The sequence below is a fragment of the Plantactinospora siamensis genome, assembly GCF_042434095.1.
In the GTDB taxonomy this organism is placed as follows: domain Bacteria; phylum Actinomycetota; class Actinomycetes; order Mycobacteriales; family Micromonosporaceae; genus KBS50.
This window is the reverse complement of the sequence record NZ_JBHLUE010000034.1, coordinates 273,724-299,070: the sequence shown is the minus strand read 5'-3', so window position 1 is coordinate 299,070 and position 25,347 is coordinate 273,724. Positions and strand designations below refer to the sequence as shown.

At 73.8% G+C, this 25,347-nt stretch carries 23 protein-coding genes and 1 pseudogene; 11 read left to right on the top strand and 13 right to left on the bottom strand.

The annotated features are described in order from the left end of the window. Window positions 1–73: 73 nt before the first annotated feature. The gene (locus ACFFHU_RS30470; RefSeq protein WP_377343952.1) at window positions 74–361 is read left to right on the top strand and encodes a DUF4031 domain-containing protein; all 288 of its coding nucleotides are present in this window, start codon (window positions 74–76) and stop codon (window positions 359–361) included. Here ACFFHU_RS30470 and ACFFHU_RS30465 read toward each other — a convergent pair. Beyond that, on the bottom strand, window positions 345–989 hold the full coding sequence (locus tag ACFFHU_RS30465; RefSeq protein WP_377343951.1) for an HD domain-containing protein: 645 nt from the start codon (window positions 987–989) through the stop codon (window positions 345–347). The two genes, ACFFHU_RS30470 and ACFFHU_RS30465, sit on opposite strands and share 17 nt — an antisense overlap. 70 nt (window positions 990–1,059) lie before the next feature. On the opposite strand from ACFFHU_RS30465, the gene ACFFHU_RS30460 reads away from it, so the two are divergent. After that, the gene (locus ACFFHU_RS30460) at window positions 1,060–2,754 is read left to right on the top strand and encodes an FUSC family protein (protein WP_377343950.1); all 1,695 of its coding nucleotides are present in this window, start codon (window positions 1,060–1,062) and stop codon (window positions 2,752–2,754) included. Next, entirely contained in the window at window positions 2,717–4,261 is a 1,545-nt protein-coding gene (locus ACFFHU_RS30455; protein WP_377343949.1) for a PrsW family intramembrane metalloprotease, read from the top strand. Before ACFFHU_RS30460 ends, ACFFHU_RS30455 begins: the two co-directional genes overlap by 38 nt. Window positions 4,262–4,310: 49 nt before the next feature. On the opposite strand, the gene ACFFHU_RS30450 is transcribed toward ACFFHU_RS30455, so the two are convergent. Then, complete coding sequence (locus ACFFHU_RS30450) at window positions 4,311–4,649, bottom strand: GroES family chaperonin (RefSeq protein ID WP_377343947.1); 339 nt, start codon at window positions 4,647–4,649, stop codon at window positions 4,311–4,313. A 176-nt stretch (window positions 4,650–4,825) separates the two neighbouring features. On the opposite strand from ACFFHU_RS30450, the gene ACFFHU_RS30445 reads away from it, so the two are divergent. Further along, the gene (locus ACFFHU_RS30445; protein ID WP_377343946.1) at window positions 4,826–6,130 is read left to right on the top strand and encodes an AI-2E family transporter; all 1,305 of its coding nucleotides are present in this window, start codon (window positions 4,826–4,828) and stop codon (window positions 6,128–6,130) included. Window positions 6,131–6,338: 208 nt separating this feature from the next. On the opposite strand, the gene ACFFHU_RS30440 is transcribed toward ACFFHU_RS30445, so the two are convergent. Further along, a complete protein-coding gene (locus ACFFHU_RS30440) occupies window positions 6,339–8,480 on the bottom strand; it encodes an ATP-dependent DNA helicase (protein WP_377343945.1) in 2,142 nt (713 codons plus the stop codon). 236 nt (window positions 8,481–8,716) lie between these two features. After that, window positions 8,717–8,950, bottom strand: coding sequence for a DUF2188 domain-containing protein (locus ACFFHU_RS30435; RefSeq protein ID WP_377343943.1), 234 nt, complete (start codon window positions 8,948–8,950; stop codon window positions 8,717–8,719). Window positions 8,951–9,091: 141 nt separating this feature from the next. On the opposite strand from ACFFHU_RS30435, the gene ACFFHU_RS30430 reads away from it, so the two are divergent. Then, window positions 9,092–9,595 (top strand): DUF402 domain-containing protein, encoded by a 504-nt coding sequence (locus ACFFHU_RS30430; RefSeq protein WP_377343941.1) that lies wholly within the window; start codon window positions 9,092–9,094, stop codon window positions 9,593–9,595. Window positions 9,596–9,633: 38 nt separating this feature from the next. Here ACFFHU_RS30430 and sigJ read toward each other — a convergent pair whose 3' ends face one another. Next, a complete protein-coding gene (sigJ, locus tag ACFFHU_RS30425) occupies window positions 9,634–10,614 on the bottom strand; it encodes an RNA polymerase sigma factor SigJ (protein WP_377343940.1) in 981 nt (326 codons plus the stop codon). Window positions 10,615–10,768: 154 nt separating this feature from the next. Here sigJ and ACFFHU_RS30420 point away from each other — a divergent pair, with 154 nt between their 5' ends. The 3 genes from ACFFHU_RS30420 (at window position 10,769) to ACFFHU_RS30410 (ending at window position 13,444) form a co-directional block, all read left to right on the top strand. Then, window positions 10,769–11,650: a PPK2 family polyphosphate kinase gene (locus ACFFHU_RS30420; RefSeq protein WP_377343938.1), complete on the top strand. Its 882-nt coding sequence runs from the start codon at window positions 10,769–10,771 to the stop codon at window positions 11,648–11,650. 158 nt (window positions 11,651–11,808) lie between these two features. Continuing rightward, entirely contained in the window at window positions 11,809–12,435 is a 627-nt protein-coding gene (locus ACFFHU_RS30415; protein WP_377343937.1) for a DUF47 domain-containing protein, read from the top strand. A 4-nt stretch (window positions 12,436–12,439) separates the two neighbouring features. Then, complete coding sequence (locus tag ACFFHU_RS30410) at window positions 12,440–13,444, top strand: inorganic phosphate transporter (protein ID WP_377343936.1); 1,005 nt, start codon at window positions 12,440–12,442, stop codon at window positions 13,442–13,444. Between the two features lie 8 nt (window positions 13,445–13,452). Here ACFFHU_RS30410 and ACFFHU_RS30405 read toward each other — a convergent pair whose 3' ends face one another. Continuing rightward, window positions 13,453–14,421, bottom strand: coding sequence for a Gfo/Idh/MocA family protein (locus tag ACFFHU_RS30405; protein WP_377343935.1), 969 nt, complete (start codon window positions 14,419–14,421; stop codon window positions 13,453–13,455). 134 nt (window positions 14,422–14,555) lie between these two features. Here ACFFHU_RS30405 and ACFFHU_RS30400 point away from each other — a divergent pair, with 134 nt between their 5' ends. Both ACFFHU_RS30400 and ACFFHU_RS30395 read left to right on the top strand, forming a co-directional pair. Further along, a complete protein-coding gene (locus ACFFHU_RS30400) occupies window positions 14,556–15,389 on the top strand; it encodes an NUDIX hydrolase (protein WP_377343934.1) in 834 nt (277 codons plus the stop codon). Between the two features lie 96 nt (window positions 15,390–15,485). Further along, on the top strand, window positions 15,486–16,403 hold the full coding sequence (locus tag ACFFHU_RS30395) for a GNAT family N-acetyltransferase (RefSeq protein WP_377343933.1): 918 nt from the start codon (window positions 15,486–15,488) through the stop codon (window positions 16,401–16,403). Between the two features lie 70 nt (window positions 16,404–16,473). On the opposite strand, the gene pstB is transcribed toward ACFFHU_RS30395, so the two are convergent. From pstB to ACFFHU_RS30360, 7 genes and pseudogenes are all read right to left on the bottom strand, one after another. Next, the gene (gene pstB / locus ACFFHU_RS30390) at window positions 16,474–17,250 is read right to left on the bottom strand and encodes a phosphate ABC transporter ATP-binding protein PstB (protein WP_377343932.1); all 777 of its coding nucleotides are present in this window, start codon (window positions 17,248–17,250) and stop codon (window positions 16,474–16,476) included. 20 nt (window positions 17,251–17,270) lie between these two features. Then, complete coding sequence (pstA, locus tag ACFFHU_RS30385; protein ID WP_377343931.1) at window positions 17,271–18,356, bottom strand: phosphate ABC transporter permease PstA; 1,086 nt, start codon at window positions 18,354–18,356, stop codon at window positions 17,271–17,273. Then, complete coding sequence (gene pstC / locus ACFFHU_RS30380; RefSeq protein ID WP_377343930.1) at window positions 18,353–19,444, bottom strand: phosphate ABC transporter permease subunit PstC; 1,092 nt, start codon at window positions 19,442–19,444, stop codon at window positions 18,353–18,355. Before pstC ends, pstA begins: the two co-directional genes overlap by 4 nt. A gap of 45 nt (window positions 19,445–19,489) precedes the next feature. Next, window positions 19,490–20,593, bottom strand: coding sequence for a phosphate ABC transporter substrate-binding protein PstS (pstS, locus tag ACFFHU_RS30375; protein WP_377343929.1), 1,104 nt, complete (start codon window positions 20,591–20,593; stop codon window positions 19,490–19,492). A gap of 320 nt (window positions 20,594–20,913) precedes the next feature. Beyond that, window positions 20,914–21,882, bottom strand: a complete 969-nt coding sequence (mshD, locus tag ACFFHU_RS30370; protein ID WP_377343928.1) for a mycothiol synthase — start codon at window positions 21,880–21,882, stop codon at window positions 20,914–20,916. A gap of 260 nt (window positions 21,883–22,142) precedes the next feature. Then, window positions 22,143–22,937: pseudogene (locus ACFFHU_RS30365) on the bottom strand (polysaccharide deacetylase family protein); the annotation flags it as partial. A 170-nt stretch (window positions 22,938–23,107) separates the two neighbouring features. Then, on the bottom strand, window positions 23,108–23,827 hold the full coding sequence (locus ACFFHU_RS30360) for a winged helix-turn-helix transcriptional regulator (protein ID WP_377343927.1): 720 nt from the start codon (window positions 23,825–23,827) through the stop codon (window positions 23,108–23,110). A gap of 264 nt (window positions 23,828–24,091) precedes the next feature. On the opposite strand from ACFFHU_RS30360, the gene ACFFHU_RS30355 reads away from it, so the two are divergent. Next, the gene (locus tag ACFFHU_RS30355; protein WP_377343926.1) at window positions 24,092–25,336 is read left to right on the top strand and encodes a hypothetical protein; all 1,245 of its coding nucleotides are present in this window, start codon (window positions 24,092–24,094) and stop codon (window positions 25,334–25,336) included. Window positions 25,337–25,347 lie beyond the last annotated feature (11 nt).

Below are 25,347 nucleotides of genomic sequence, written 5' to 3'. Positions count from 1 at the left end.
TTTGCACGCTAGCCCGCGCCCCGGCCCGGCGGCCATGCCGGCCCGTCCGGCCGCCCGCGCTAGCGTGGCGGCCGTGCTGTTCGTCGACCCACCGGTCTGGCCCGCCCGGGGACGGCTCTGGTCCCACCTGATCAGCGACGTGTCCTACGCCGAGCTGCACGCGTTCGCCGAGCTGCTCGGGGTGCCGCGCCGGGGGTTCGACCGGGACCACTACGACCTGCCCGCCGAGCGTTTCCAGACGGCCGTCTGGCTCGGCGCCCGGGTGGTGCCGGGCCGGGAGATCGCCGCCCGGCTGCGCTCCGCCGGCCTGCGCCGGCCGCGGCACCTTGCCGGCCCGGGCGGGCTCAGGTCGCGGCCGTGAGCGCGGCCAGCTCGCGTCGCATATTGGCCCGGGCCGGCTCGGTCCAGCGCGCGGCCAGCTCGGGCAGGCGGTAGAGCTCGGGCAGGGCGAGCAGTTCGCGCAGCACGGTGGCCCGGCCCACCCGGAAGAGCGGGTCCGGTACGTGCGCGTACTCCCGGCGTACCGCGGCGGCGTACCGGTCGTATTCGTCCGGTTGGCCGGCCAGGACGGCCAGGTCGGCGTCGCAGAGCAGGCCGCCGTTCCGGTCGCCCGGCTCGGGCCGGTGCGTCGCGGTGAGCAGCACCAGCCGCTCCACCTCCACGATCCGGGTGTCCGGCAGCCCGGCCTCGACCAGCAGCGTGCCGGCCAGCGCCGCGCTCTCCCGCTCGTTGTGCCCGGCGGCCGCGTGGCAGTCGTACACCGCGTCGTGGCACCAGGCGGCCAGCCGGACGAGGTCGGCGTCGGCGGCCGCGCCGGCGTGCTCATCCACCGTGGACAGCACCGCCCGCAGGTGTGCCTCGGTGTGGTACTGCCGGTGCGGTTCGCGCCACCGGTGCAGCAGCTCGGTGCCGACTCCGGTGACCGCGTCCCGGTCCCGGCAACCGGCGGCCAGCGCGGTGGCGGTCCAGCGGTCGATGAGGGCGGTCATGGTCCGAGTCTGCCGCATGGGCGGTTTCCGGCCGGATGATTCAGCGCGCCCGGGACGGGTAGTCCGGCCCATGCCGCAGCGGGACGAGCCGGTCAGGGTCCGGATCGCCGGCGTTGCCGTGCCCGCCGACCCGCAGGCCGCCAAGGCCGCGGCGCGGGAGCTGCGCCGCCGGGTCCGGCCGACGCTGCGGGACCGCGTGCACCGGGTCCGGTTCAATCTGGTCCTGGCGCTCCAGGCCGGGATCGCGGCGAGCCTGTCCTGGGCCATCGTGCGTTTCCTGCTGAAGAACCCCGATCCGGTCTTCGCGCCCATCTCGGCCGTCGGTACCCTCGCGGCCTCCGTGGGCCAGCGGCTCCGGCGGACGATCGAGCTGATCATCGGCGTGGCGGTCGGCATCGGCGTCGGCGACCTCTTCATCGCCGCGTTCGGGATCGGCTGGTGGCAGCTCGGCATGATCACCACGCTGGCCGTGCTGATCACCATCTTCCTGGGCGGCGGCCCGTCGGTGGTGGTCCAGGCGGCGGTCACCGCGCTGTTGCTGGTGGCGCTGCGCCCCAAGAGCCCGAACCTCGAGTTCCCGCGGGTCATCGACGCCCTCGTGGGCGGGTTCACCGCGCTCGGCGTGGGCCTGGTGCTGCTGCCGTTCAACCCGTTGCGGGTGGTCGACCGGGCCGCCCGGCCGGCCCTGGACACCCTGGCCCGGGAGCTGGACGTCACCGCCAAGGCGCTGTCCGCCGGCGACCCCGACCGCGCCCAGGCGGCGCTGGACCGGGTGCAGGAGGTCGAGCAGCACATGCAGGGCCTGCAGGAGGCCCTGGAGGGCGGCCGGGAGACCGCCACGCTGGCCCCGGTCCGCTGGCACCGCCGTGGCGCCCTGGCGCAGTACGTCGAGGGCGCGGAGTTCATCGAGCACGCCGTGGCCAACGCCGGAACGTTGATCCGGCGCAGCGTCACGGCGCTGGAGGACGACGAGCCCGTGCCGGAGGCGCTGCCGGAGGCCGTCGGCCAGCTCGCCGAGGCGGTCCGGCAACTGCTCACCGAGTTGGGCGCGGGGGCGGAGCCGGAGGCCACCCGGGAACGGTCGCTGCGTGCGGTGGGCGCGGCGGGCCGAGCGTACGCCGAGGGGGTGGGCTTCTCCGGCAGCGTGGTGGTGGCGCAGATCCGGACGACCGCCAGCGACCTGCTGCGGGCCAGCGGCATCGAGCGGACCGAGGCCAACCGGCTGGTCCGCCGGGCGGTGGAGGCGGGCCGGTCGGGCCGGCCGGACGCGGAGGCCGAGGCGGAGGCGAAGGCCCGGCCGGCCGAGCAGGGCGAGCAGGGCGAGCAGGGCGAGCAGGGCGGGCCAAAACCCGCCGCGGGGGAGCCGGCGGCGTCCGCGGCGGAGCAGCCGGCCGGCCGGCGGGGCGGCCGGTCACCGGAGGAGGAACGGCACGCCGCGGCGGCGCTGGAGGCCGCCGGGCGGGCCTCGGGGCCGGTCCACGAGCGGGCGCCGGCGGAGCACCGGGCCCGGGCACCGGGCGGCACCGGCCGGGGCGGCGCCGGGAACGGCCAGGGCGGCGCCGGGGACGGCCGGGGCACGGCCGGGGACGGCCGGGGCGGCGCCGGGGACGGTCGGAACGGCGCCGGGGACGGCCGGGGCGGCGCCGGGGACGGCCGGACGGCCGCGGCCGGGGACGGTCGGACCGGCGGCGTCGATGCGGCCGGGGACGGTCGGGCCGGCGGCGTCGATGCGGCCGGACCGACCGGCCGGCGGCAACTACGCTGACGTCATGGCCGACACCCCGCCCGGCGGAGGATTTTCTCCGCCGTCGCCACCCGCGTCATCCGGGCCGCCCGCGCCCCCGGCGGTCGCCGAGCCGCCGGCCCCAGCGGCGCCGGGCCGGTTCCCGGCCGCCGACCCCGGCGCCAGCATGGCGACCGGCGCGGATCCGGGTGCGGCCGAGCCGCGCTCGGGTGGCCGGGCGACCCGGATCCGCCGGCTGGGCTGGCGCCGGGGGCTCGTGCTGGCCGCGGTCATCCTGGTCATCGCCGGCTGCGCCGTCGCCATGCTGCTCACCCTCGGCGAGAGCCTGGGCGCCCAGGCGCTGCTGATCGGCATCGCCGCCGCGATCGTGCCGGTTCCCGTGCTGGTGGCGTGCTTCCTCTGGCTCGACCGGTACGAGCCGGAGCCGGTCAGATATCTGGTGCTCTGCTTCGGTTGGGGCGCCGCCGTGGCCACGTACGCCTCGTTGCAGGTGAACGACCTGGCGGCAAAGGCGTTCGCCTCGGCCGGGCTGCCCGAGGCGCTGGTCGCGGTGCTGGTGGCGCCGGTCATCGAGGAGACGAGCAAGGCCGCCTTCCCGATCCTGCTGCTCATCTTCCGCCGCCGCGAATGGTCGGGCATCGTCGACGGGATCGTCTACTGCGGACTCTCGGCGGTCGGCTTCGCGATGGTGGAGAACATCCTCTACCTGGGCGGACACGGGTACGCGGCCGGCGCGCAGCAGTACGGCCCGGCCACCGGCGCCCAGTACCTGTTCGCCACGTTCATCGTCCGGATCCTGTTCTCCGGGTTCGCGCACCCGCTGTTCACCTCGATGACCGGCGTCGGGCTCGGGCTGGCGGCCCGGGCGGCGGACCGCCGGGTGCGGATCCTGGCGCCGATCGCCGGCCTGCTCGTGGCGATGATGATGCACGGCACCTGGAACCTCGTCCCGTCGCTGGCCGTGGCGCTGAAGCAGAACCTGATCCTGCTCTACGGCTATCTGAGCGTGATGGTCCCGATCTTCTTCGGCATGGTGGGGCTGGCCATCTGGCTGCGCAGCTGGGAGGGCCGGCTCACCGAGCGGACCCTCACCGACTACGTCCGGTCCGGCTGGCTGACCCCGCCGGAGGTGGCGGCGCTGGGCAGCCTGGGCCGGCGACACGCGGCCCGGCAGTGGGCCAGGCGGGTGGCCGGCGAGGCCGGACGGCGCGCGATGCGCGACTACCAGTTCTCCGCCACCAAGCTCGCGCTGCTGCGCGACGGCCTGCGCCGGGGGCTGGACACCCGGCCCGCCGAGATCGCCCGCAGCACCGAGGAGGAGCGGGAGCTGCTGGTCCGGATCGCGGGGCTGCGCTCCGTCTTCGTCGGCCGCGATCCCCAGGTCCCGGCCGCCATCTGGGACGGCAGCCGCTACCACGTCACGTTCCCGGATGGCGTACGGCGCACCCTCGAGCCGCCCGACGAGCCGGTGGTGCCCATCCCGGTCGTGCTGACCCCGCCGCCGGGCCACGGCCGCCCGGGCTGGTGACCCCGCCGCGGGCCACGGCCCTCCGGGCCGGTGATCACTGGGGCGCGGGTCAGAGATAGAGGCCGGTGCCGTCGTTCTCCACCCGCTGGGCCGCCACGGCGTGCACGTCCCGCTCCCGCAGCAGCACGTACTCGCGACCGTGCAGCTCCACCTCGGAGCGGTCCTCGGGGTCGAACAGCACCCGGTCGCCCGTGACGATCGACCGGACGTGCGGGCCCACCCCCACCGCGGTCGCCCAGGCCAGCCGCCGGCCCATGGCGGCGGTGGCTGGGATGACGATGCCGGCGGTGGAGCGCCGCTCGCCCTCGGCCCCCTCGAGGCGGACCAGCACGCGGTCGTGCAGCAGCCGGATCGGCAGGCTGGAATCGGTGGTCGGGTCGGCGGTCACGACGCAGACGGTACCGCGTCCGGTCCGCGCCCCCGCCCGGGACCACCCCGGTCCCGCGGCAAGTCGCCGCTGGTCCCGGCGTCGGGCGGCCCGGAATCCGGGTGCCGGTGCGAGACCAACACGGTTGGCCCGGTACGGCTACGGTATGAGGGCCGATTCTCGTCCAGGAGGTGCGCTTGAGTCGCTTCGAGCAGGTACGGGCGCGGCTGCGCCATGCCTACGAGTCGGGGCGGGAGTCGGTCCGGTCGGCCAGCCGGGAGCGCGGCTCCGGTTCCGCTGCCGCCGCTGACTCAGACGTTCCGGGCGTCCCCGGCGTCCCGGTCGCCCCGCTCAGCCCTCCCACGCCGGAGTCGGAACCGCAGCTCACGCCGTACGCGTCGCTCGCCAACGAGGACGACGCGGAGGTGCCGCACGCGCTCCGGCTCGCGGCGGCCTGGTCCTGGCGGTTGATCGTGGTCGGCATCGTGGGCTGGGCGCTGATCCGGGTGATCGGGGCCATCCAGGTGGTGATGATCCCGCTGGCCATCGCGCTGCTGCTCTCCGCGTTGCTCGCGCCGGCCGTCGGCTGGCTGCTCCAGGCCCGCCTGCCGCGCTCGCTGGCCACCGCCATCGTGCTGATCTGCGGCATCGCGGCCGTGGTGGGCACCCTCACGGCGGTGGTGAACGAGTTCATCGCGGGTGTGCCGGAGCTCAGCGCCAAGGCGACCGACGGCGTGCGGACGATCCAGGAATGGCTCAAGACCGGCCCGCTGCACCTGTCCGACAACCAGCTGAACAAGTACATCGACCAGGGCCAGCAGTGGGTGAACGAGAACACTCAGTCGCTCACCAGCGGCGCGCTCTCCACGGCGGCCACCCTGTTCGAGGTGCTCACCGGGATGCTGCTGGTGCTCTTCGCCACGTTCTTCTTCCTGCGAGACGGCCGCAAGATCTGGCGGTTCCTGGTGCGGCTGCTGCCGGTGAACGCGCGCTGGCGGGTCGACGACGCCGGCACGGCGGCCTGGGCGACCCTGGTGGCGTACGTGCGGGCCACCGTCCTGGTGGCCTTCATCGACGCGCTGGGCATCGGCATCGCGCTGTTGATCCTCAAGATCCCGTTCGCGGTGCCGCTGATCGCCCTGGTCTTCCTGGGCGCGTTCATCCCCATCGTCGGCGCCGCGCTGTCCGGCACGGTGGCCGTGCTGGTGGCGCTGGTGGATCAGGGCTGGGTGATCGCGCTGGTCGTCCTCGGCGCGGTGATCGTGGTGCAGCAGCTGGAGGGGCACGTGCTGCAGCCGATCATCATGGGCCGCGCGGTGGCCATCCATCCGCTCGCCGTGATCGTCGGGATCGCCGCCTTCGCCGTGCTGGCCGGCATCGTTGGCGCGATCGTCGCCGTACCGCTGATCGCCGTGCTCAACACGGCGGTCCGCCGGCTCACCGCCCGGCGGGTGCCGGAGCTGCCGCCGGATGCCGTGGTGGTGACCGCGCAGACCCCCTGAGTCCACCGCCCGGCCCGCTGACCAGGTCGGCCCGCGACCGGGCGCCACCCGGGTCGCGTCCGGCCGGCGGCCGGGCGTCTCGGCCCCGCGGGCGCGGCCGCGGCCGGGCACCTCAGCCCCGCGGGCGCGGCTCCGCGGCCGGGGGCCTCGGCCCCGCGGACGCGGCCGGGCGCCTCGGCCGCGCCAGAGCGGGCGATGGCCGGGCGTCTCAGGTCTGCCGCAGCCGGTCCAGGGCGCCGCGGGCCACCTCGGGCCGCGTGGTGTACCAGAACGGCGGCAGCGATCGGCGCAGGAACGGGCCGTAGCCGCGGGCCGTCTCCAGCCGGGAGTCCAGCACGGCCACCACGCCACGGTCGGTGGTGGAGCGGATCAGCCGGCCCACCCCCTGGGCCAGCCGGATGGCCGCGATCGGCACGCTCACGGACGCGAAGCCCGAGCCGCCGGTGGCGTCCACGGCCGCCGCGCGGGCCGCGGCCAGCGGCTCGTCCGGACGGGGGAACGGAAGCCGGTCGATCACCACGAGCTGGCAGGCGTCTCCCGGTACGTCGACGCCCTGCCACAGCGAGAGCACCCCGAACAGGCAGCTGGCTCGATCCTCCCGGAACCGGCGGACCAGCAGCGGGAGCGACTCCTCGCCCTGCAGCAGGATGGGCAGGTCGGTGCGGGCCCGCAGCAGCTCCGCGGCCTGCGTCGCGGCGCGGCGTGAGGAGAACAGCCCGAGGGTGCGCCCGCCGAGGGCGCTGACCAGCGACACCAGCTCCTCTCCGGCCGCCGCGGGCAGCCCGGAGACGCTGGGCCGGGGCAGGTGCGCGGCCACGTACAGGATGCCCTGCCGGGCGTACTCGAACGGCGAACCGACGTCCAGCGACTGCCAGCCGGCGCCGGACGCGGCGCCGTCCGTGCCCGGGCCGTCGTCGGCGGGGCGCGCCGGGCCGTCCGCTCCGGCCGGCGAGCGTCGGCCCGGCCGGTCGGCGGCCGCGGCCGCGGCGGCCGCCGCGGGGGACGGCGGGGTGGCCGCCGGCGCCTCCAGGCCGAGCGCCCGGGCCACGGTGTCGAACCGGCCGCCCAGGGTGAGCGTGGCCGAGGTGGCCACCACGGTGCGCTCGTCGTACAGGTGGGTGGCCAGCGTGCCGGCCACCGACAGCGGCGCCACGACCAGCGCCCGCCGGCCGCCGCCGGCGCCCTCGGGCTTCTCCACCCAGGCCACGTCGTGCTCGTCCTCCGCCAGCAGCCGCTGCGCGGTCTTCGACAGCTCGTCGAGCACGGCCTTCGCCTGCTGCTTGCGTACCGGGTCGGGATCGTCGGCCTTGATGTCGCCGATGCCGTCGAGGGCGAGCCGGGTCGCCGAGTCGAGCAGGGTGCAGGCCTCGTGCAGCGGGCCGGGCAGGCCGGCGGTGATCCGCCCGGCGGGCGCCTCGGCCAGCGCCACGGCCAGCGCGTCGCCGGCCGCCACCATGGCCTCGGCGGTCTCCGGCTTGAGCAGCGGGCGGGCCCGCCGGGCGGCCCGGTCGATGAGCTCGGGCACCAGCTCCGCCTGGGCCGCCGAGGAGACCCGGTCGGCCAGCTCGTGCGCCTCGTCCACGATGAGCAGCTTGTGCGGCGGCACGATGTGCCGGCCGGCGAGCATGTCGACGGCCAGCAGGCTGTGGTTGGTGACCACGATGTCGGCCTCGCGGGCGCGTACCCGGGACGCCTCGGCGAAGCACTCGTCCCCGAACGGGCAGCGGGCCGCGCCCACGCACTCCCGGGCCGGCATGGAGACGGTCCGCCAGAGCTGGTCGTCCACCCCCGAGTCCAGCTCGTCCCGGTCGCCCGTACCGGTCTGCTCGGCCCACTCCCGGACCCGGTCCATCTGCTTGCCCAGCCGGCCGGCCGCGCCCAGCCACTTCGGCTGGCCGGCCCGGGGCTCGTCGAACAACGCGTCGGCCGGCTCCTCCTCGGTCGAGGCGTCCAGGCGGGCCAGGCAGAGGTAGTGGTGCCGGCCCTTGAGCACCGCGAACGTCGGCCGGCGGCCGAGCACCGGCCGGACCGCCTCGGCGAGCCGCGGCAGGTCGTGGTCGACGAGCTGCGACTGCAGCGCCAGGGTGGCCGTGGAGACCACCACCGGGCCGTCCACGGTCAGCGCCGGCGCGAGGTAGGCGAGCGACTTTCCGGTGCCGGTGCCGGCCTGGACCAGCAGGTGCTCCCGGGTGCTGATGCTGCGCGCGATGGCGTCGGCCATCTGCTGCTGACCGGGCCGGGGCGCGCCGCCGGGCACCGCGCCCACGGCCGCCGCGAGCAGCTCGGCGCCGCTCGGTCGGCCGCCGCTGCGGCGGGTGGGCGAGGGGCTGGTGTCGGTCGCGGCGGTCACCGTGCGACGGTACCCGCCCCGGCCGACAGGCCCGGTGACCGTCCGGGCGCGGCGCGCGGACCGCGCCGACGGCGCCCCGGACCGCCGGCACCGCCCCGGACCGCCGGCGACACCCCGAATCGGCGACCCCCCCCGAATCGGCGGCGCCCGGGCCGACGAGGGCCCGGCCCGCACGTGGCGGGCCGGGCCCGAGGTCACTCGGCGAAGCGGCCGGTACGCGTGCCGGCGCCGATGTCTCAGCCGGCCGGCGGGTACGGGTCGTCGCGGTAGGTCCGCTCCTCCTCGATCTTCCCGTCTCCCTTGTGCACGATCACCTGGCTGGGCTCGTGCTTGTGCGCCGTCTCCCGGCCGCCCTGGAGAGCCTCGTGCTTGGTGTCGTAGGAGTCGACGGTCTTCGAGTCCTTCTCGACCTTCCACTGGTCATTCTGGCTGTCCGGAACGACGTGGTACTGATCCCGATCCTGTGCCACCTGTGCCTCCCAAACGTCGAATGTGTCTCGTGCTTCCCCGCGCATCGACGTACCCGAGCGTCGGCGCCGGAAAACCGGGCGGCCGGCGGCGGTCAACCGTCCGTCGCCGGCGCGTCACCGGCATCGGTTAAGGTGCGGAGCATGCCGAGCGAAATGGTCCGGGTCGTTTACCGCAAGTACGACGGCGGCGCGCACCGGGACTATCCGGCCCGTCGGCTGGCCGAGGACGAGCTGGGCACCTGGCTCGGCGTCACCGTCGGCACCGCGTCCGTCTATCATGGCCGCCCGTCGGTGGAGCAGATTCCGTTCGTGCTGCTGGTCCCGCACCGGGCGTGGTGGACCGGCATGTTCAACCCGCCCCCGCGGACCAGCGAGGTCTACTGCGACATCACCAGCCCGGCCCGCTGGGAGGGCGACACCGTCCACCTCTACGACCTGGATCTGGATGTGGTGCGCCGGCGTGCCTCGGGGGTGGTCGAGCTGCGCGACGAGGACGAGTTCGCCGAGAACCGGGTCCGGTACGGCTACCCGGAGGAGCTGGTGCGGCAGGCGCGGGCGGCGGTCGACTGGCTGCTGGGCGCGCTCGGCGACGGCACCGAGCCGTTCGCGTCGGCGTACCGGAAATGGTTGGCCCTGGTGGTGTGATTGGCGGCCGCCGCGGCCGTCGGGTGAAGGCCCGGTGGTCAGGGCCGGGGTGTCCAGTCGGTGGCGTCCGGGCCGAGCGGCGGCACCCGGGTCAGCTTGTCCGGGTTGATCTGGTTGAAGCCCGCCGTGATCCGCCCGTCGCGGATGTCGAAGGCAAGCACCGACTTCCACGGCCGGCCGTCCCGGAACGTCCCCTCGAACTGCACCCCGAGCGCGCCGTTGACCAGCACCGGCTCGGTCCGGAGCCGCTTCACCTGCCGGTCGGCCAGCCGGAACAGGCCGAGGACGAACTGGGCCACCTTCGGGGCGCCGTGGATCGGCTGCCGCGCGGCCGGCACGTGCCCGCCGCCGTCGCCGATGAACACCACGTCCGGCGCCAGCACCTCGAGCAGCCGATCCAGGTCGCCCGACTCGGCGGCCGCGAGGAAGGCGGTGAGCACCCGTCGCTGCTCGGCCAGGTCGACGTCCGGCCCGGGGCGGGCGCCGGCCACCGCCCGGCGGGCCCGGGAGGCGAGCTGGCGGGCCGCCTCCGGCGTCCCACCCAGGGTGGTCGCCACGTCGGCGAACGGGACCGCGAAGATGTCGTGCAGCACGAAGGCCACCCGCTGCTCGGGCGACAGCCGGTCCAGCAGCACGAGCAGGGCGATCCCGAGCTGGTCGGTGGCCACCGCCCGATCGGCCGGGTCGGGCGCGAAGCCACCGCCGGCGGGCGGCTCGGGCACGCCCGGCAGCCGGTCGACCACCGGCTCGGGCAGCCACTGACCCGGGTACGCCTCCCGGCGCACCCGGGCGGAGCGGAGCACGTCCAGACAGATCCGGCCGATGGTCCGGGTCAGCCAGCCGCGCAGGTCCCGGATCTCGGCCCGCGCCTCGGGGCTGCCGAGGGCCTTCGCGTACCGGAGCCAGGTTTCCTGTACGGCGTCCTCGGCCTCGGCCCGGCTGCCCAGCATCCGGTAGGCCACGCCGGTCAGGTGGGATCGTTCGGCCTCGAACTCCGTGGCCAGGTCCGGCTCCGGCACCCTCGCTCCCCCCTGAAGGCCCGGCGCGGCGGTGGGCCCGCGCGGCCGGGGCGCAGAGTGAGAATTCTGCCCGACCGGGGACGGGCCGGTCGAGCCGGATGTGACCGGGCCGCGCCGAGTGGCCGATCCGGCGTACCCGGGTGATGATCCTCGGATGAAGCAGGCGGCCGACCAGATCCGTGCGCTGTTGCGCGCCCCCGCCACCGGCGACGGCCCGGTGGATCTCGCGGCGATCGACCCCCGTGGCACGCCGGGGTTGCCCGAGAAGCGGCGGGGCGCCAAGGCCAAGTCGTGGGCCCGCGAGCGGGTGACCGAGCTGGGCGGCGACCTGGCCACCCAGCAGGAGATGCTGTACGCCGGCGCCCAGGTGGATCCGCCCGCCGACCGGCGGGTGCTGCTGGTGTTGCAGGCCATGGACTGCGGCGGCAAGGACGGCACGATCCGCCGGGTGGCCGGCGCCATGAACCCGCTGGGGCTGCACATCCGGGCGTTCGGGCCGCCGACCCCGGAGGAGCTGCGGCACGACTTCCTGTGGCGGATCCGCCGCTCGCTGCCGCCGCGGGGCTACGTGGGCATCTTCAACCGGTCCCACTACGAGGATGTGCTGATCGCCCGGGTGGAGTCGCTGGTGTCCCCGCAGGTGTGGCGCGGCCGGTACGACGAGATCAACGCCTTCGAGCGCGAGCTGACCGACTCGGGCTACACCCTGGTCAAGGTGTTCCTGCACATCTCGCCGGAGGAGCAGCGGGAGCGGCTGCTCAAGCGGCTGGACAACCCCACCAAGCACTGGAAGTACAACCCGGCCGATCTTGACGCCCGGGCCCGGTGGGACGACTACCAGGCGGCGTACGCGGAGGCCATCGGCCGGTGCGCGGGCCCGGACGCGCCCTGGTACGTCGTGCCGGCGGACCGGAAGTGGTACCGCGACTGGGCGGTCGCCAATATCCTCGCCGAGACGTTCGCCGATCTTGGGTTGGGGTATCCGCCGGGCAACTTCGACGTGGCCCACGAACGGAGCCGGCTGCTTGATGCCTGATGTCCGGTTCTAGGTGAACATCAGGTGAACTGGGGATTAATCGAGGTCAACCAGGGGGAGGCCGCGTGGAGCGGCCTTTCGCCGTTCCCTAGCATTCCCCCGGCGGGCCCCCTCGTGCCGCCCATTGCCCCTGTTGTCGAGACGACGAGGTCCCTGCCGTGAAGTTCTCCTTCCGCCCGACCGAGGGCGCCTTCTACGAGCTGTTCACCAGTGCCGCGCGGAACCTGGTCCGCGGCACCGAACTGCTCCAGGAGCTGGGCCTGCCGGGCGCCGAGGTGCAGTCGGTGAGCGAGCGGCTCACCGAGGTGGAGCACGACAGCGACCAGATCACCCACCAGCTCTACCAGAAGATCAACTCGACCTTCATCACCCCGTTCGACCGGGAGGACATCTACTCGCTCGGCTCCCTGCTGGACGACGTGATGGACCACCTGGAGGCGGCCGGCAACCTGGTCTACCTGTACGGGCTGACCAGCCTGCCCGCGTTGCCCCGTGAGCTGCACGAGCTGGTCAACGTGCTGGACCAGCAGGCGAAGCTGACGGCCGAGGCCATGCCCCGGCTGCGGGCCATGAAGGACCTCGAGCCGTACTGGATCGAGTGCAACCGGCTCGAGAACGAGGGCGACCAGGCGTACCGGATGCTGCTGGTGCGGCTGTTCAGCGGCGAGTACGACGCGCTGACCGTGCTGAAGATGAAGGAGGTCGCCGACGAGCTGGAGGCGGCCTGCGACGCATTCGAGCACGTGGCCAACACGGTCGAGACAATCGCGGTCAAGGAGTCCTGAGCGCGTGGACGGCAACCTCATCGCCGTACTCGCGGTGATCATCGCCGCGATGGCGTTCGACTACACGAACGGCTTCCACGACGCCGCCAACGCGATCGCGACCAGCATCTCCACCCGGGCGCTGACCCCGCGGGTGGCGCTGGCCATGGCCGCGATCGGCAACTTCGCGGGTGCGCACCTGGGCGCCGGGGTGGCCAAGACCGTCGGCGACGGGCTGGTGAGCCTGCCGACCGGGCGGGCCAGCCTCGGCGTGGTGTTCGCCGGCGTGCTCGGCGCGATCGCGTGGAACCTGATCACGTGGTATTTCGGCCTGCCGTCGTCGTCCTCGCACGCGCTCTTCGGCGGCCTGGTCGGCTCCACGCTGCTGGCCAGCGGCGGCCACGTGAAGTGGGGCAACATCCTCGACAAGGTGATCATCCCGATGGTGCTCTCGCCGGTCGTCGGCCTGGCGCTCGGCTTCCTCGTGATGCTCGCGATCCTGTGGCTGTTCCGGAAGGGCCAGCCCGGCAAGCTCAACCGCGGCTTCCGGCACGCCCAGACCGTCTCCGCGGCCGCCATGTCGGTGGGCCACGGCATGCAGGACGCCGCCAAGACCATGGGCATCGTGGTGCTGGCGCTCTACACCGGCGGCTACCAGTCGGACAAGACGCACATCCCGCAGTGGGTGTTCTGGACCTCGGCCACCATGCTGGCGCTGGGCACCTACTCCGGCGGTTGGCGGATCATCCGGACCCTGGGCCGGAAGATCATCGACCTGGGGCCGCCGGAGGGCTTCGCGGCCGAGAGCGTGGCCAGCGCGGTGCTCTACTTCAACGCCCTGGTGCTGAAGGCGCCGATCTCGACCACGCACACGATCACCTCGGCGATCATGGGCGTCGGCGCCACCAAGCGGCTCTCGGCGGTGCGCTGGAACGTGGCCGGCAACATCGTGATCGCCTGGATCACCACCTTCCCGGCCGCCGCGGCCATCGCCTGCCTGGCCTACCTCCTGGTCCGCCCGATCTTCTGAGGCCCGCCTCACTCGTAACGCACGCCGATGAGGTCGCGAATGCCGTCGAGGAGGGTCATCACCTCACCCGTGGCCGAGTGCGGCACCAGCGGGCTCTCCACCAGCCCGGCCGCCAGGCAGCGCTGCACCTCGGCCGCCTCGTACTGGTAGCCGCCCCCGGTGAGCCCGCTCGGGATCTCCTCCGGTTCCGCGCCGCCGCGGTGCAGGACCAGCCGGTCCGGCCGGTAGAAGGGGCTCGGCAGCTCGATCCGGCCCGCCGTGCCGGTCACCGTGGCGGCCACCGGCGTGGCGCCGGTGATCCCGCAGGTGAGCGCGGCCAGCGCGCCGGAGTCGTAGCCCAGCAGCACCCCGGTGTTCTCGTCCACGCCCTCGGCCGACAGCCGCGCCCAGGCCCGCACCTGGTCGGGGACCCCGAGCAGCAGGTGCGCCAGGCTGATCGGGTAGACGCCCAGGTCCAGCAGCGCCCCGCCACCCAGCTCCGGAGCGCGCATCCGGTGCTCCGGCGGGAACGGGCCGGCCACCCCGAAGTCGGCGGTCACGCTGGTCAGCCGGCCGATCGCGCCGTCGGCCACCAGCTTCACCATCCGGAGCACGCCGGGATTGCAGCGCATCCACATGGCCTCCATGAGGAACACGCCGCGGTCCCGGGCCGTCCGCACCAGCTCCGCGCTGCTGGCCGCGTCGAGCGTCATCGGCTTCTCGCACAGCACCGCGCGGCCGGCGGTCAGGCAGATCATCGCGGCCTCGTGATGCGCCGAGTGCGGCGTGGCCACGTACACCACGTCGACGCCGTCGTCGGCGGCCAGCTCGGCCCAGGAGCCGTACGCCCGCGGGATGTCGTGCCGGTCGGCGAACGCCCGGGCGGCCTCGGCGGTGCGCGAGCCCACCGCGACGATCTCGGCGCCCGGCAGCCGTCGCAGGTCGGCGACGAAGGCGGTGGCGATGCCGCCCGTGGCCAGGATTCCCCATCGAGTCATGCCCGCACGCTACGCCCGCCCGGTGGGCCCCGCGATCTTGCAGCTGCGGGTGGCGGCTCGCGGCGGATGACCCGTTCGACGCAACCAGAAGCGCAAGATCGCGAGAGCGGTGGGCGGCGGGCTAGGCTCGCGGGATGACGATCGACGGCCGGAGCTTCCCGGTGCCGGACGCGCTGGCCGAGCACGCCCGCCGGTTCGCGGCCGAGGGCCGGCCGCCGGCGACCCCGCGGGTGGCGGCCACCGTGCTGCTGCTGCGGCCCGCGCCCGATGGCGGCTTCCAGGTGTACGTCATCCGCCGGCTGGCCGCGATGACCTTCGGCGGCGTGTACGCCTTTCCCGGCGGCGGCGTCGACCCGTCCGACTCGGGCGTGCACCTCGGCTGGTCCGGACCGGCGCCGGCCGAGTGGGGGCGCCGGCTCGGCATCGCGGCCGATCCGGCGCAGGCGGTCGTCTGCGCGGCGGCCCGGGAGGTGTTCGAGGAGGCGGGCGTGCTACTCGCCGGTCCCCGACCCGGGTCCGTGGTGGGCGACGTGAGCGGCCCGGAATGGGAGGCCGACCGGTTGGCGCTGGTGAAGCATCGGACCGGCTTCGCCGACCTGCTCCGGGAACGCGGCGTCACCTTCCGCTCCGACCTGCTGCTGCCGTGGGCGCGCTGGATCACCCCCGAGTTCGAGCCGCGCCGCTTCGACACGTACTTCTTCCTGGCCCTGCTGCCGGCGGGGCAGCGGACCCGGGACGTCAGCGGAGAGGCCGACCACACTATGTGGATCTCCCCGGCCGACGCGCTGGCCCGGGCCGCGGCCGGGGAGATCGAGATGCTGCCGCCCACCCTGGTCACCCTCGCCGAGGTGGCCGAGCACGCCGACCTCGCCGCCCTGGCCGACGCGGCCGCGCGCCGCGACGCGGCCTCGCCCATCTCCCCCCGCCTCGGCACGGCCCCCGACGGCACCCCGCGCTTCCTGCTGTAAGGAAGGGCCCCTTCTTATCGCTTTTTGTATAGGAAGGGGCCCTTCCTAACACGTAACCCGGTGGACAGCCGCCTGGGGACCGGCGAGGCTCTCCGGATGTCCGCGCAACTCTCCTGGCCGGCCGGTTACTCCGGTCGACCGGCCGGTCCCGACGACGTACCCGCCATCCACCGCCTGGTCGCCGCCGCCGAGATCGACCGGTACGGCCGGGTCGAGACCGATCCGGACGCCATCGCCGCCGACCTGCGCCGGCCCGGACTGGATCCGACGGTCGACACGCTGCTCTGCTTCGACGCAGCGGCCGAGCTGGCCGGCTGGGCCTGGGCCAACCGGCGATCCGAGGTGGACGTCCACCCGGCGCACCGGGGGAGGGGACTGGGCGCCGCGCTGCTGGACTGGACCGTGTGGCGGGCGCGAGCCAGCGGCACCGCACGGCTGGTGCAGATCGTCCCCGACGGTGACGCGGCGGCCACCGCGCTGGTGCGGTCCCGGGGCTTCGAGCCGAAGGCCACGCAGTGGCTGCTGGGCATCGACCTGACGGCGGAACCGGAGCTCCCCGAGCCGCCCGCCGGGATCGCCGTCCGGCCGTTCCGCGCCGGCGACGAGCGGGCGGTGCACCGGCTGGTCGAGGACGCCTTCGACGAGTGGCAGCAGCGGCGCCGGTCGTACGAGGAATGGGCGCTGCTGACGGTGCAGCGCGACGCCTTCGCCCCGCGGCTGTCGCCGCTCGCCTTTCACGGCGACGAGCTGGTCGGCGCGGTGTTGTCGCTGGATGATCCGGCGCTGGGGGAGGGGTACGTCGAGCGGGTGGCCGTACGCCGGGACCACCGCAACCTCGGCATCGCCCGGCTGCTGCTGCGGCACGCGTTCGCCGCGTTCCACCGGCGCGGGCAGCGCAGCTGCGCGCTGTGGACCCACTCGGAGACCGGCGCGCTGTCGCTCTATGAGCGGGTCGGCATGTCGGTCCGGCGCAGTTCCACGATCTACCAGAAGCACCTCGCCGCCGGCCGTTAGGAAGCCGGCCGTTAAGAAGGGGCCCCTCCTCTACCGAAAGCGATAAGAAGGGGCCCTTCCTTTCGGGCGGTCAGCCGAAGCGGCCGGTGATGTAGTCCTCAGTCTTCTTCTGGCTGGGGTTGCTGAAGATCTTCTGGGTGTTGTCGTACTCGATCAGCCGGCCGGGGTCGCCGGTCTTGTCGATCGAGAAGAAGGCCGTCCGGTCGGAGACCCGGGCCGCCTGCTGCATGTTGTGCGTGACGATGATGATCGTGAACTCGTCCTTGAGCCGGAACATCAGGTCCTCGATGGCCAGCGTGGAGATCGGGTCGAGCGCCGAACAGGGCTCGTCCATGAGCACGACCTGCGGCTCCACCGCGATGGTCCGGGCGATGCAGAGCCGCTGCTGCTGACCGCCGGAAAGGCCGGCGCCCGGCTTGTCCAGCCGGTCCTTGACCTCGTCCCAGAGGTTGGCCGAGCGCAGCGCCCGCTCGGCCGCGTCGGCCAGCACGGACTTCTTCCGTACGCCGTTCAGCTTCAGCCCGGCCACCACGTTGTCGAAGATCGACATGGTGGGGAACGGGTTGGGCCGCTGGAACACCATGCCGATGGTCCGGCGGACCGCGGTCACGTCGACGTCCCGGTCGTAGATGTTCTGGTCGTCGATGGTCAGCCGGCCCTCGACCCGGGCATTGGGCAGCACCTCGTGCATCCGGTTGATCGACCGGAGGAACGTGGACTTGCCGCAGCCGGACGGCCCGATCAGCGCGGTGACGCTCTTCGGCTCGACGGCGAGGTTGATGTTCTCGATGGCCTTGAACGACCCGTAGTACGCGGTGACGTTCTCGGCTTCGACTCGCTTGGCCATGGTGGACCTCTCTTGGGTGATCATCGGCTCAGCCGGTTGCGGCGGGAGAGCAGCTTCGCCGCGATCGTCAGGATCAGAACGAGACCGACCAGGGTGAGCGCCGCGGTCCAGGCGCGGGCCGGCGAGTACTTCGACGCCTCACCGGCCTGCTGGTAGACGAAGACCGACAGCGAGGCCTGGTTGTTCTCGAACGGGTTCAAGTTGATGGCCGCGCTGGCGCCCGCCACCAGCAGCACCGGGGCGGTCTCGCCAGCCGCGCGGGCGATCGCCAGCATCACGCCGGTGACGATGCCGGGCAGCGCGGTGGGCAGCACGATCCGCAGGATCGTCTTCCACTTCGGTACGCCGAGCGCGTACGCGCCCTCGCGCAGCGGCGCCGGGACGAGCCGGAGCATCTCCTCGGACGAGCGCACCACCAGCGGGAGCATCAGCACGCTCAGCGCCAGCGCGGCCCCGAAGCCGGAGAAGCCCGGCCGGCCGGTGCCGGTGAGGTGCGGCGAGACGATCAGCACCCAGAACGCCAGGATGAACAGCCCGGCCACGATCGAGGGGATGCCGGTCATCACGTCCACGAAGAACCGGATCGCGAAGGCGAACCGGCCGCGGCCGTACTCGACCAGGTAGATGGCGCAGAGCAGGCCAATCGGCACGGTGATCAGGGTGGCGATGCCGACCTGCTCCAGCGTGCCGACGATGGCGTGGTAAGCGCCGCCGTTCGGGTCGCGCGGCCCGATGTTGTTCATCGAGGTCTGGAAGAAGTTGCCGTCGAACCGGTCGAGGCCCTTGCTGAGCAGCGTCCAGACCACCGACACCAGCGGCAGCGCGGCGAGCACGAACGCGCTGTAGACCAGCGTGGTCCAGACCCGGTTGCGGGCCTTGCGCCGGCCCTCCACGGCGCTGCTGGCGGCGTACGTGCCGATCAGGTGCAGCACCAGCCCGAGGGCGATCACCAGGACGGCACCGCCGATGCCGGTGCCGTACACGACCGCGGCCGCGACGGCCAGGGCCGCCACGGCGATGCCGAGCACGGCCAGCGCCGGCAGGCTGCGGCCGCGCAGATCGGTGGACCGGCCCGGCGCGCTCACGGGCGGGGAGATCGTGGTCATGCGGCGGTCTCCGTGAACTCGCGGCGGCGGTAGATGATCGCGCGGGCGGTCATGTTGACCACCAGCGTGATGGCGAACAGCACCAGACCCGAGGCGATCAGCGCGCCCCGGCCGACGTCACCGGCCTCGCCGAACTTGACGGCGATGTTGGCGGCGATCGAGTTGCCGCCGTTCTCCAGCAGGTTGAACGAGATGTTGTAGGCAAAGCTCAGCGTCAGGGCCAGCGCGATGGTCTCGCCGAGCGCCCGGCCCAGGCCGAGCATGATGGCGCCGATCACGCCGGGCCGCCCGTACGGCAGGACCGCCGTGCGGATCATCTCCCAACGGGTGGCGCCGAGGGCCAGCGCGGCCTCCTCGTTGGCCACCGGCGTCTGCCGGAACACCTCCCGGGACAGCGAGGTGACGATCGGCAGCACCATGATGGCCAGCACCAGCGAGCCGAGCAGCACCGAGCGGCCGAACGGGCCGTCGCCGCCAAAGATCGGCAGCCAGCCGAAGTACTTGTTGAGCCAGACCGACAGGTCCGTCACCGGCTGGACGAAGTAGTCCCGGCCCCACAGCCCGTACACCACGCTCGGCACGGCGGCCAGCAGGTCGATCAGGAACCCGAGCGTCGTGCCCAGCCGGCGCGGCGCGTAGTGGGTGAGGAAGAGCGCGATGCCGAGCGCCACCGGCACGGCGACGATCAGCGCGAGCAGCGAGGAGAGCAGGCTGCCGAAGGCCAGCGCCCCGATGCCGAACTTGGGCTGGTCGGCGTTGGGGTCCCAACCGGAGTAGGTGAAGAAGTTCTCGGTGTCCGCTCGGATGGCCGGGATCGCCTTGCTGATCAGGAAGACGGCGATGGCCACGATGATGACCAGGACCAGGCCGCCGGCCGCCATCGAGAGCAGCCGGAACACGGTCTCCATGCCGAACCTGCTCCGGCGGGGAAGCGCGCCGCCGCCGCCGGCGCCGCCCCCGAACGGCGCGGGGTCCCTGCCGGTCGAGGCGAAGTCGGCCGTACGCGCCGAACCGGCGGACCGGCCGTGACCAAGGGTCACGGTCGGCCCGCCGGTGTTGGCGTCGGCCGAGCGGGGGATGTCAGGCATCTACTCGCTCGTTCCGTTCGGAAGGGATGGTCAACTGCGGGTGGTTCAGGCCAGCTTGGTGACCACGTCGGCCACCTTGGTGCGGACCGAGTCCGGCAGCGGGGCGTAGCCCAGGTCGCTCAGCGCCTGCTGGCCCTCGGTGCTGGAGGTGTAGCTGAGGAAGCCCTTGATCGCCTTGAGCTTGTCGGCCGACAGGCCCTTGGTGCAGACGATCTCGTAGGTGACCAGGACCAGCGGGTAGGCGCCGGCCTCCTTGGTGCTGTAGTCGATGGACAGCGCGAGGTCGTCACCCTGGCCGGCCACCTTGGCGCCCGCCACGGCCTTGCCGGCGTTCTCCGCGGTCAGCTCGGCGAACTCGCCGGCGCCGTTCTGGATCTTCGCCATCTTCAGCCCGGCGTTCTCGGCGTAGGACAGCTCGGTGTAGGTGATCGCGTTCTGGGTGCTCTTCACGAAGTTGGTGACGCCGTCCGAGCCCTTCTGGCCGGTGCCGCCCGGCGCCTTCCAGGTCTTGGCGTGGTCGAAGGTCCAGTCCGTCGTGGCGGTCTTGGACAGGAACTTGGTGAAGTTGTCGGTGGTGCCCGACTCGTCGTTGCGGTGCACGGTCTGGATGGCGGCCGACGGGAGCTTGGCGTCCGCGTTGTCGGCCTTGATCGCCGGGTCGTCCCACTTGGTGACCTTGCCGGCGAAGATCTTGGCGAGGGTGGCCGGCTTGAGCTGCAGGCTGTCCACGCCCTGAACGTTGTAGGCCACCGCGATCGGGCCGGTCACCATCGGCAGGTCGACGGCCTGGCCGCCGGAGCAGCGGGCGTCCGCCTTCGGCTTCTCCTCGGGCTTGAGCGCCGAGTCCGAGCCGGCGAAGTCGGCGGTGCCGGCGATGAACGCCTGGATGCCGGCGCCGGAGCCGGACGGGTCGTAGTTGATCGTCAGGCCGTTGCAGGTCTTCTGGTATGCCTTGGTCCACTCGGCCACGGCGTTCTTCTGCGCCGAGGACCCAGCGGCGTTGATCGTGCCGGTGCCGCAGTCGCTCGCGGCCGAGCCGGAGGGCGCGGCCGCGCCGCCCGAGCCGTTGTTGTCCGAGCCGCAGGCGCTGAGCGCGAGAACCGCGGTCATAGCGAGGCAGGCAATGGCGCCGTGCCGCTGGAGCTTCACCTGAGGGGTTTCCCTTCACATGGTCGGTTCCCCGGAGGGGTTTCCGGGCGCCGGTTCATGACCAGCCACGACGCAAGGTAGGAGGGCCAGGTGGACGGATCGTCGGCCGTGGGTGAACGGAGGATGAACAGGCGCGGCCGACTGGCTCACAGTTGGCTGAGGGCAGGTTGTCCGTTAGGTGAACTCGACGACAGGTATGGCCATTTTTCCGGACTTGACACCCCGGCCGCGATCGTGTCGCGACCGCTTCGTGATCCGGGCGTGACCCGGGCCCGGCCGCCGCGCCTGGGTCCTTCGGCCCTCCGGCGAGGGCCGACCGGCTAACCGTCGAGGCCCAACCGGTACGTGGCGTGCGCCGTCCATCGGCCGAAGCCGAGCCGGGCGTACAGGCGCATGGCGGCGGGGTTCGACTCGTCGACGTAGAGCATCACCCGGCGCAGGCCCCGGGACCGCAGGTGCCACAGTCCGGCCAGGGTGAGGGCGCGCCCGAGGCCCCGGCCGTGCGTGCCCGGGTCGACGCCCAGCACGTACACCTCGCCCAGCGGTTCGGTCCGGTCCACCGCCGGCGGATGCACCTTGGTCCAGTGGAAGCCCAGCAGCCGGCCGTCGTCCTCGGCCACTGCCAGCAGGAAGCCCTCCGGGTCGAACCAAGGTTCGGCCATCCGCTCCCGCAGGTCGGCCATCGCCCAGCGGCCCTGCTCCGGGTGGTCGGCGAAGGCCCGGGCGTTCACGGCCAGCCATGCGGCGTCGTCGGCCCCGGGCACGAACGGGCGCAGGGTCACCCCGTCCGGCAGGCTCGGTGCGGCGAGCTCGCCGGTGAGCGGCCGGCGCAGCTGCCAGAGCACCCGTTCCCGGGCGAACCCGAGGTCCAGGCCGAGGGCGGCGGCCGACGGGTGGTCGCCGTGCGCCCAGACGTCCAGGCTCGCTGCGGACCGGTCGGCGGCGTCCGCCCGGACCGTTCCGAGCGCCGCGGAAAGGAGCGCCCGGCCGATGCCGCGGCGCCGCTCGGCGGGGTGCACGACCAACTCGGCCACGGCGGCGTCCCGGCCGGCGGCCAGGTCGAGCTGCGCGTAGCCGGCCACCGAGCCGGTGGCCGTGCGGGCGACGAGGTGGTTGAGTGTGGCCGGGCCGCCGTGCCGCAGCCGCAGCAGGGTCTGCTCGGAGAGCGGGTCCGCGCCGTCGCTCACCCCGGCGGCCGCCGCGAGCGCGAGCACCGGCGGCAGGTCCTCCGGGCCCAGGCGCGCCGTGCGGGCCAGCCGGATGTCGTCTCCAGAAGCGGCTCGGATCATGCTGTCACCGTATCCGCCCGGGGGTTCGGGCGGCCGGGTCAGCCGGTGCCGCCGGGGTCCGGCCCGTCGCCGCCCGGCAGGCCGTCGCCGGATCGTGCCGCCGGGTCCGCGCCGATCCGGTCGGCCGCGGTCGAGCCGTCGTCGACCACCGGATCCGGCCGGACCGGGCTCTGTCGCGGCGTGGGACCGACCGTCGAGGCCGGCGTCGCCGTGGCCGACGGGCTGGCGACCGCCGCGTACGCCGCCGGTTGGTAGGTGGTGGGCAGGGCCGTGAGCTCGAACCGGTCGTTCAGCGTGGGCAGGATGGTGAGCAGGGCGTTCACGGTCTGCTGCCGGTCGCCGCCACCGTCGTGCATGAGCACCACCGAGCCCTCCACGGTGCCGCCCAGCACGGTCTGGATCACCGCGGCCGAGCCGGGCCGGGACCAGTCCCGCGGGTCCACCCCCCAGCCGAGCGAGGTCATTCCCATCTCCCGGGCCACCTCGACCTCCGGCGCGGTCCAGTTGCCGCCCGGCTGCCGGAAGTACTTGATCGGCACGCCGGGCGCGGCCGCGCTGATCGCCGCGCTGGTGCCGGCGAGGTCCGTCCGGATCGCCTCCGGAGTGCGCCGGCCCAGCGTGAGGTCGTGGCTCCACGAGTGATTGCACAACGTGTGCCCCTCGGCGGCCACGGCCCGGACCAGCTCCGGATGGGCCTGCGCGTTCTGGCCGATCATGCAGAAGGTGGCCTTGATGCCGTACGCCCGCAGCAGCGCGAGCACCTGCGGGGTCCAGGTCGGGTCCGGGCCGTCGTCGAAGGTGAGCGCGACCTGGCTGGTGCCGGTGGTCCACCGGCTGCCGGCCGCGCCGCTGCGCTGCGGCGGCAACGGCGGCCGTGGGTCGTACCGCAGGTCGGGCGCGACGGCCGGGGCCGAGGCGGAGGGTCGGGCGGCGGCCGGATGCTGCCCGGAGCTGCCGGTGCCGACCGACCGGCCGATGGCGTACACGGCGCCCAGGACCCCGACGACGATCAGGGCAACCAGGGTGATCAGCCGCAGCGCCGGAAATGACCTCATGCCTCGTGCCCCCGTGTCGCCCCGGCCGGCACGGTGGGGCCAGCGCGCTGGCTGGGCCTCCGGCCGGCCTCCGTAAGTGATCCTGGCTCAGCCTAGGACCGGGTATGGGGGTAAAAGAGGTTTTCTCGCACTTGGCCGACGAAAAACGCGAAAGTGGGAATTCGGTCGAATCAGACGGACAGCGGCTGCGGCGCCGGCTCCGTCTCCGGCAGGTTCCGGCCGGGGGGTACGACGAACTTGTAACCGACCTGGCGGACCGTCCCGATCATCGACTCGTACTCGGAGCCGAGCTTGGCCCGCAGTCGCCGGACGTGGACGTCCACCGTGCGGGTGCCGCCGAAGTAGTCGTAGCCCCAGACCTCGCGCAGCAGCTGGTCCCGGGTGAAGACCCGGCCCGGGTGCTGAGCGAGGAAGCGGAGCAGTTCGAACTCCTTGTACGTCAGGTCGAGCGGACGGCCCTTGAGCCGCGCGGCGTACGTGTCCGGGTCGATGGTCAGCTCGCCGGCCCGGACCAGGCCGGTGGTGGCCGCCGTGGCCGCGCTCATCCGGCCGATGGCCAGGCGCAGCCGCGCCTCGACCTCGGCCGGCCCGGCGCCGGCGAGGACCACGTCGTCGACCCCCCAGTCGGCGTTCACGGCGATGAGCCCGGCCTCGGTCACCACCGCGACCAGCGGCACCCCGAGGCCGGTGGCGCGCAGCATCCGGCAGGTGGCCCGGGCGTCGCCGAGGTCGGACCGGGCGTCCACCAGCACGGCGTCCGGGCTGGGCCCGGCGACCAGCGTGCGGACGTCCCGCGGCGCGGTGCGGACCGAGTGCGGCAACAGGTCGAGCGCGGGAAGCACGGTGGATGAATCACCGGGCAGCGCGGTGACCAGCAGTAAGATCTGCACTACTCACCTCCGTCCGGGCGGCCGCTCGCGGCCGCGCCGAGACCGTCACACCGCCGGCCGCAGGCCGGTGGGTCGTGGACCGTCGATCCCGGCTGCGCTGACGGGCAGGTGCCACGAGCCTAGCGGATCCGGCGGGTCCGGCCGCCGGCTCGGACCCGGATCGCCGTTCCGGAATGCGCCGGTTGACGCCTACATCGTCCGGATATTTTTCCTGCCCGAAACCGTGACCGGCGTGTTGCCCCCGCCGTCTGGCACGATCGTGGCGTGTTCCCCTCGACGCCATCCGAGGCCGGTCGCGACCGGCAACCCGGACCGGCCGGCCGCCCCGACCATGACCCTCGGGGCTACCCCACCGGGCCGGGACCGAACCCGCCCTACGGCGGCCCGCACCGTCCCCCCGGGCCGGACGAGCCCTGGTCGGACGCTCCGGAGGAGACCTGGACCGGCCCACCCGGGCAGCCCCGCGGCAACGCCGCCGCGCCGGCCGGCCGGCGCGGCGCCGGCCGGTCCGACCGGGACGGGGCGGCGGCGCACGGCCCGGCAGGCGCGCGGCATGGCGAGTCCACCACCGGCATCGGGCGGCGCGGCGATTCCACGACCGCCACCGGGCGGCGCGGCGAGTCCACCACCGGCATCGGGCGGCGCGGCGCGGAACCCGACGCCGCCGAGGGCGAGCCGGTGGTCGTGGTGCCGATCCGGCGGGCGCTCTCGGTGTCGGTGGCCGCCTTCGCCGCCCTGCTGGGCGTGGGCCTGGTGCTCGGCGCCCATACGGCCGGACCGGGGCACCGGGTGCCGTTCGCGATCGTGGTTCTCGGCGTACAGGTGCTCTATGTGCTGGCCTGGACCATGGCCATGCGGCCGCCGGCGCTGCCGCTGGTCGCGGGCGTCGGCGTGCTGGTGGCGGCCGGCGCTGACGCGGCGGCCGCGCTGCCCAAGCTGGCCGTGCTGGCGCCGCTGGGGTACGTGGCCGCGGGCGGCCTGGCGGTGGCGGTGCTGGGCCAGTTGATCCGCCGGGCTGACCGGACCAGGGTGACCGAGTCCCTCGGCGCCACCCTGCTGATCGTGGTGGGGGTGGTGGCGTTCGGAACGCTCATCGTGCTCGGCCGCAAACCGGGCGGCACCCAGGCGATCTTCGTCTGCCTCGCGGCGGCCGGGGTGGCCCTGGTGGTGGCCCGGCTCGTCGACGCGGTGCTGCCGCGTCCCCGGCTCGCCCCGCAGGTGCCCCGCGGCGCCGTCGGCGTGGTGCTCGGCGCGATGTGCGGCACGCTGGCGGCCGCCGTGATCGGCAGCTATCTGGTCAGCTTCCATCCGACCGGCTCGGCGGTGGTGGGGCTGGTGACCGCCGGCGCCGCGGTGCTGGCCGACCTCGCGGTGGGCTATGCCGAGGCGGGCCGGCAGATGGCCGGCGAGCGCCCGACCATGTGGCTGGCCCGGCACATGCAGGGTCCGCTGGGCGGCTTCGCGCTGGCGGTTCCGGTGGCCTACGCCGTCACGGTCTTCTTCCGCTGATTCAATCGAGC

Excerpts from the sequence above, each read along its gene's own strand:
- ACFFHU_RS30465 (WP_377343951.1), bottom strand. The coding sequence starts at position 989 with ATGACCGCCCTCATCGACCGCTGGACCGCCACCGCGCTGGCCGCCGGT.
- ACFFHU_RS30460 (WP_377343950.1), top strand. The coding sequence starts at position 1,060 with ATGCCGCAGCGGGACGAGCCGGTCAGGGTCCGGATCGCCGGCGTTGCC.
- ACFFHU_RS30455 (WP_377343949.1), top strand. The coding sequence starts at position 2,717 with ATGCGGCCGGACCGACCGGCCGGCGGCAACTACGCTGACGTCATGGCC.
- ACFFHU_RS30430 (WP_377343941.1), top strand. The coding sequence starts at position 9,092 with ATGCCGAGCGAAATGGTCCGGGTCGTTTACCGCAAGTACGACGGCGGC.
- ACFFHU_RS30420 (WP_377343938.1), top strand. The coding sequence starts at position 10,769 with ATGAAGCAGGCGGCCGACCAGATCCGTGCGCTGTTGCGCGCCCCCGCC.
- ACFFHU_RS30405 (WP_377343935.1), bottom strand. The coding sequence starts at position 14,421 with ATGACTCGATGGGGAATCCTGGCCACGGGCGGCATCGCCACCGCCTTC.
- ACFFHU_RS30400 (WP_377343934.1), top strand. The coding sequence starts at position 14,556 with ATGACGATCGACGGCCGGAGCTTCCCGGTGCCGGACGCGCTGGCCGAG.
- ACFFHU_RS30395 (WP_377343933.1), top strand. The coding sequence starts at position 15,486 with ATGTCCGCGCAACTCTCCTGGCCGGCCGGTTACTCCGGTCGACCGGCC.
- pstB (WP_377343932.1), bottom strand. The coding sequence starts at position 17,250 with ATGGCCAAGCGAGTCGAAGCCGAGAACGTCACCGCGTACTACGGGTCG.
- pstA (WP_377343931.1), bottom strand. The coding sequence starts at position 18,356 with ATGACCACGATCTCCCCGCCCGTGAGCGCGCCGGGCCGGTCCACCGAT.
- pstC (WP_377343930.1), bottom strand. The coding sequence starts at position 19,444 with ATGCCTGACATCCCCCGCTCGGCCGACGCCAACACCGGCGGGCCGACC.
- mshD (WP_377343928.1), bottom strand. The coding sequence starts at position 21,882 with ATGATCCGAGCCGCTTCTGGAGACGACATCCGGCTGGCCCGCACGGCG.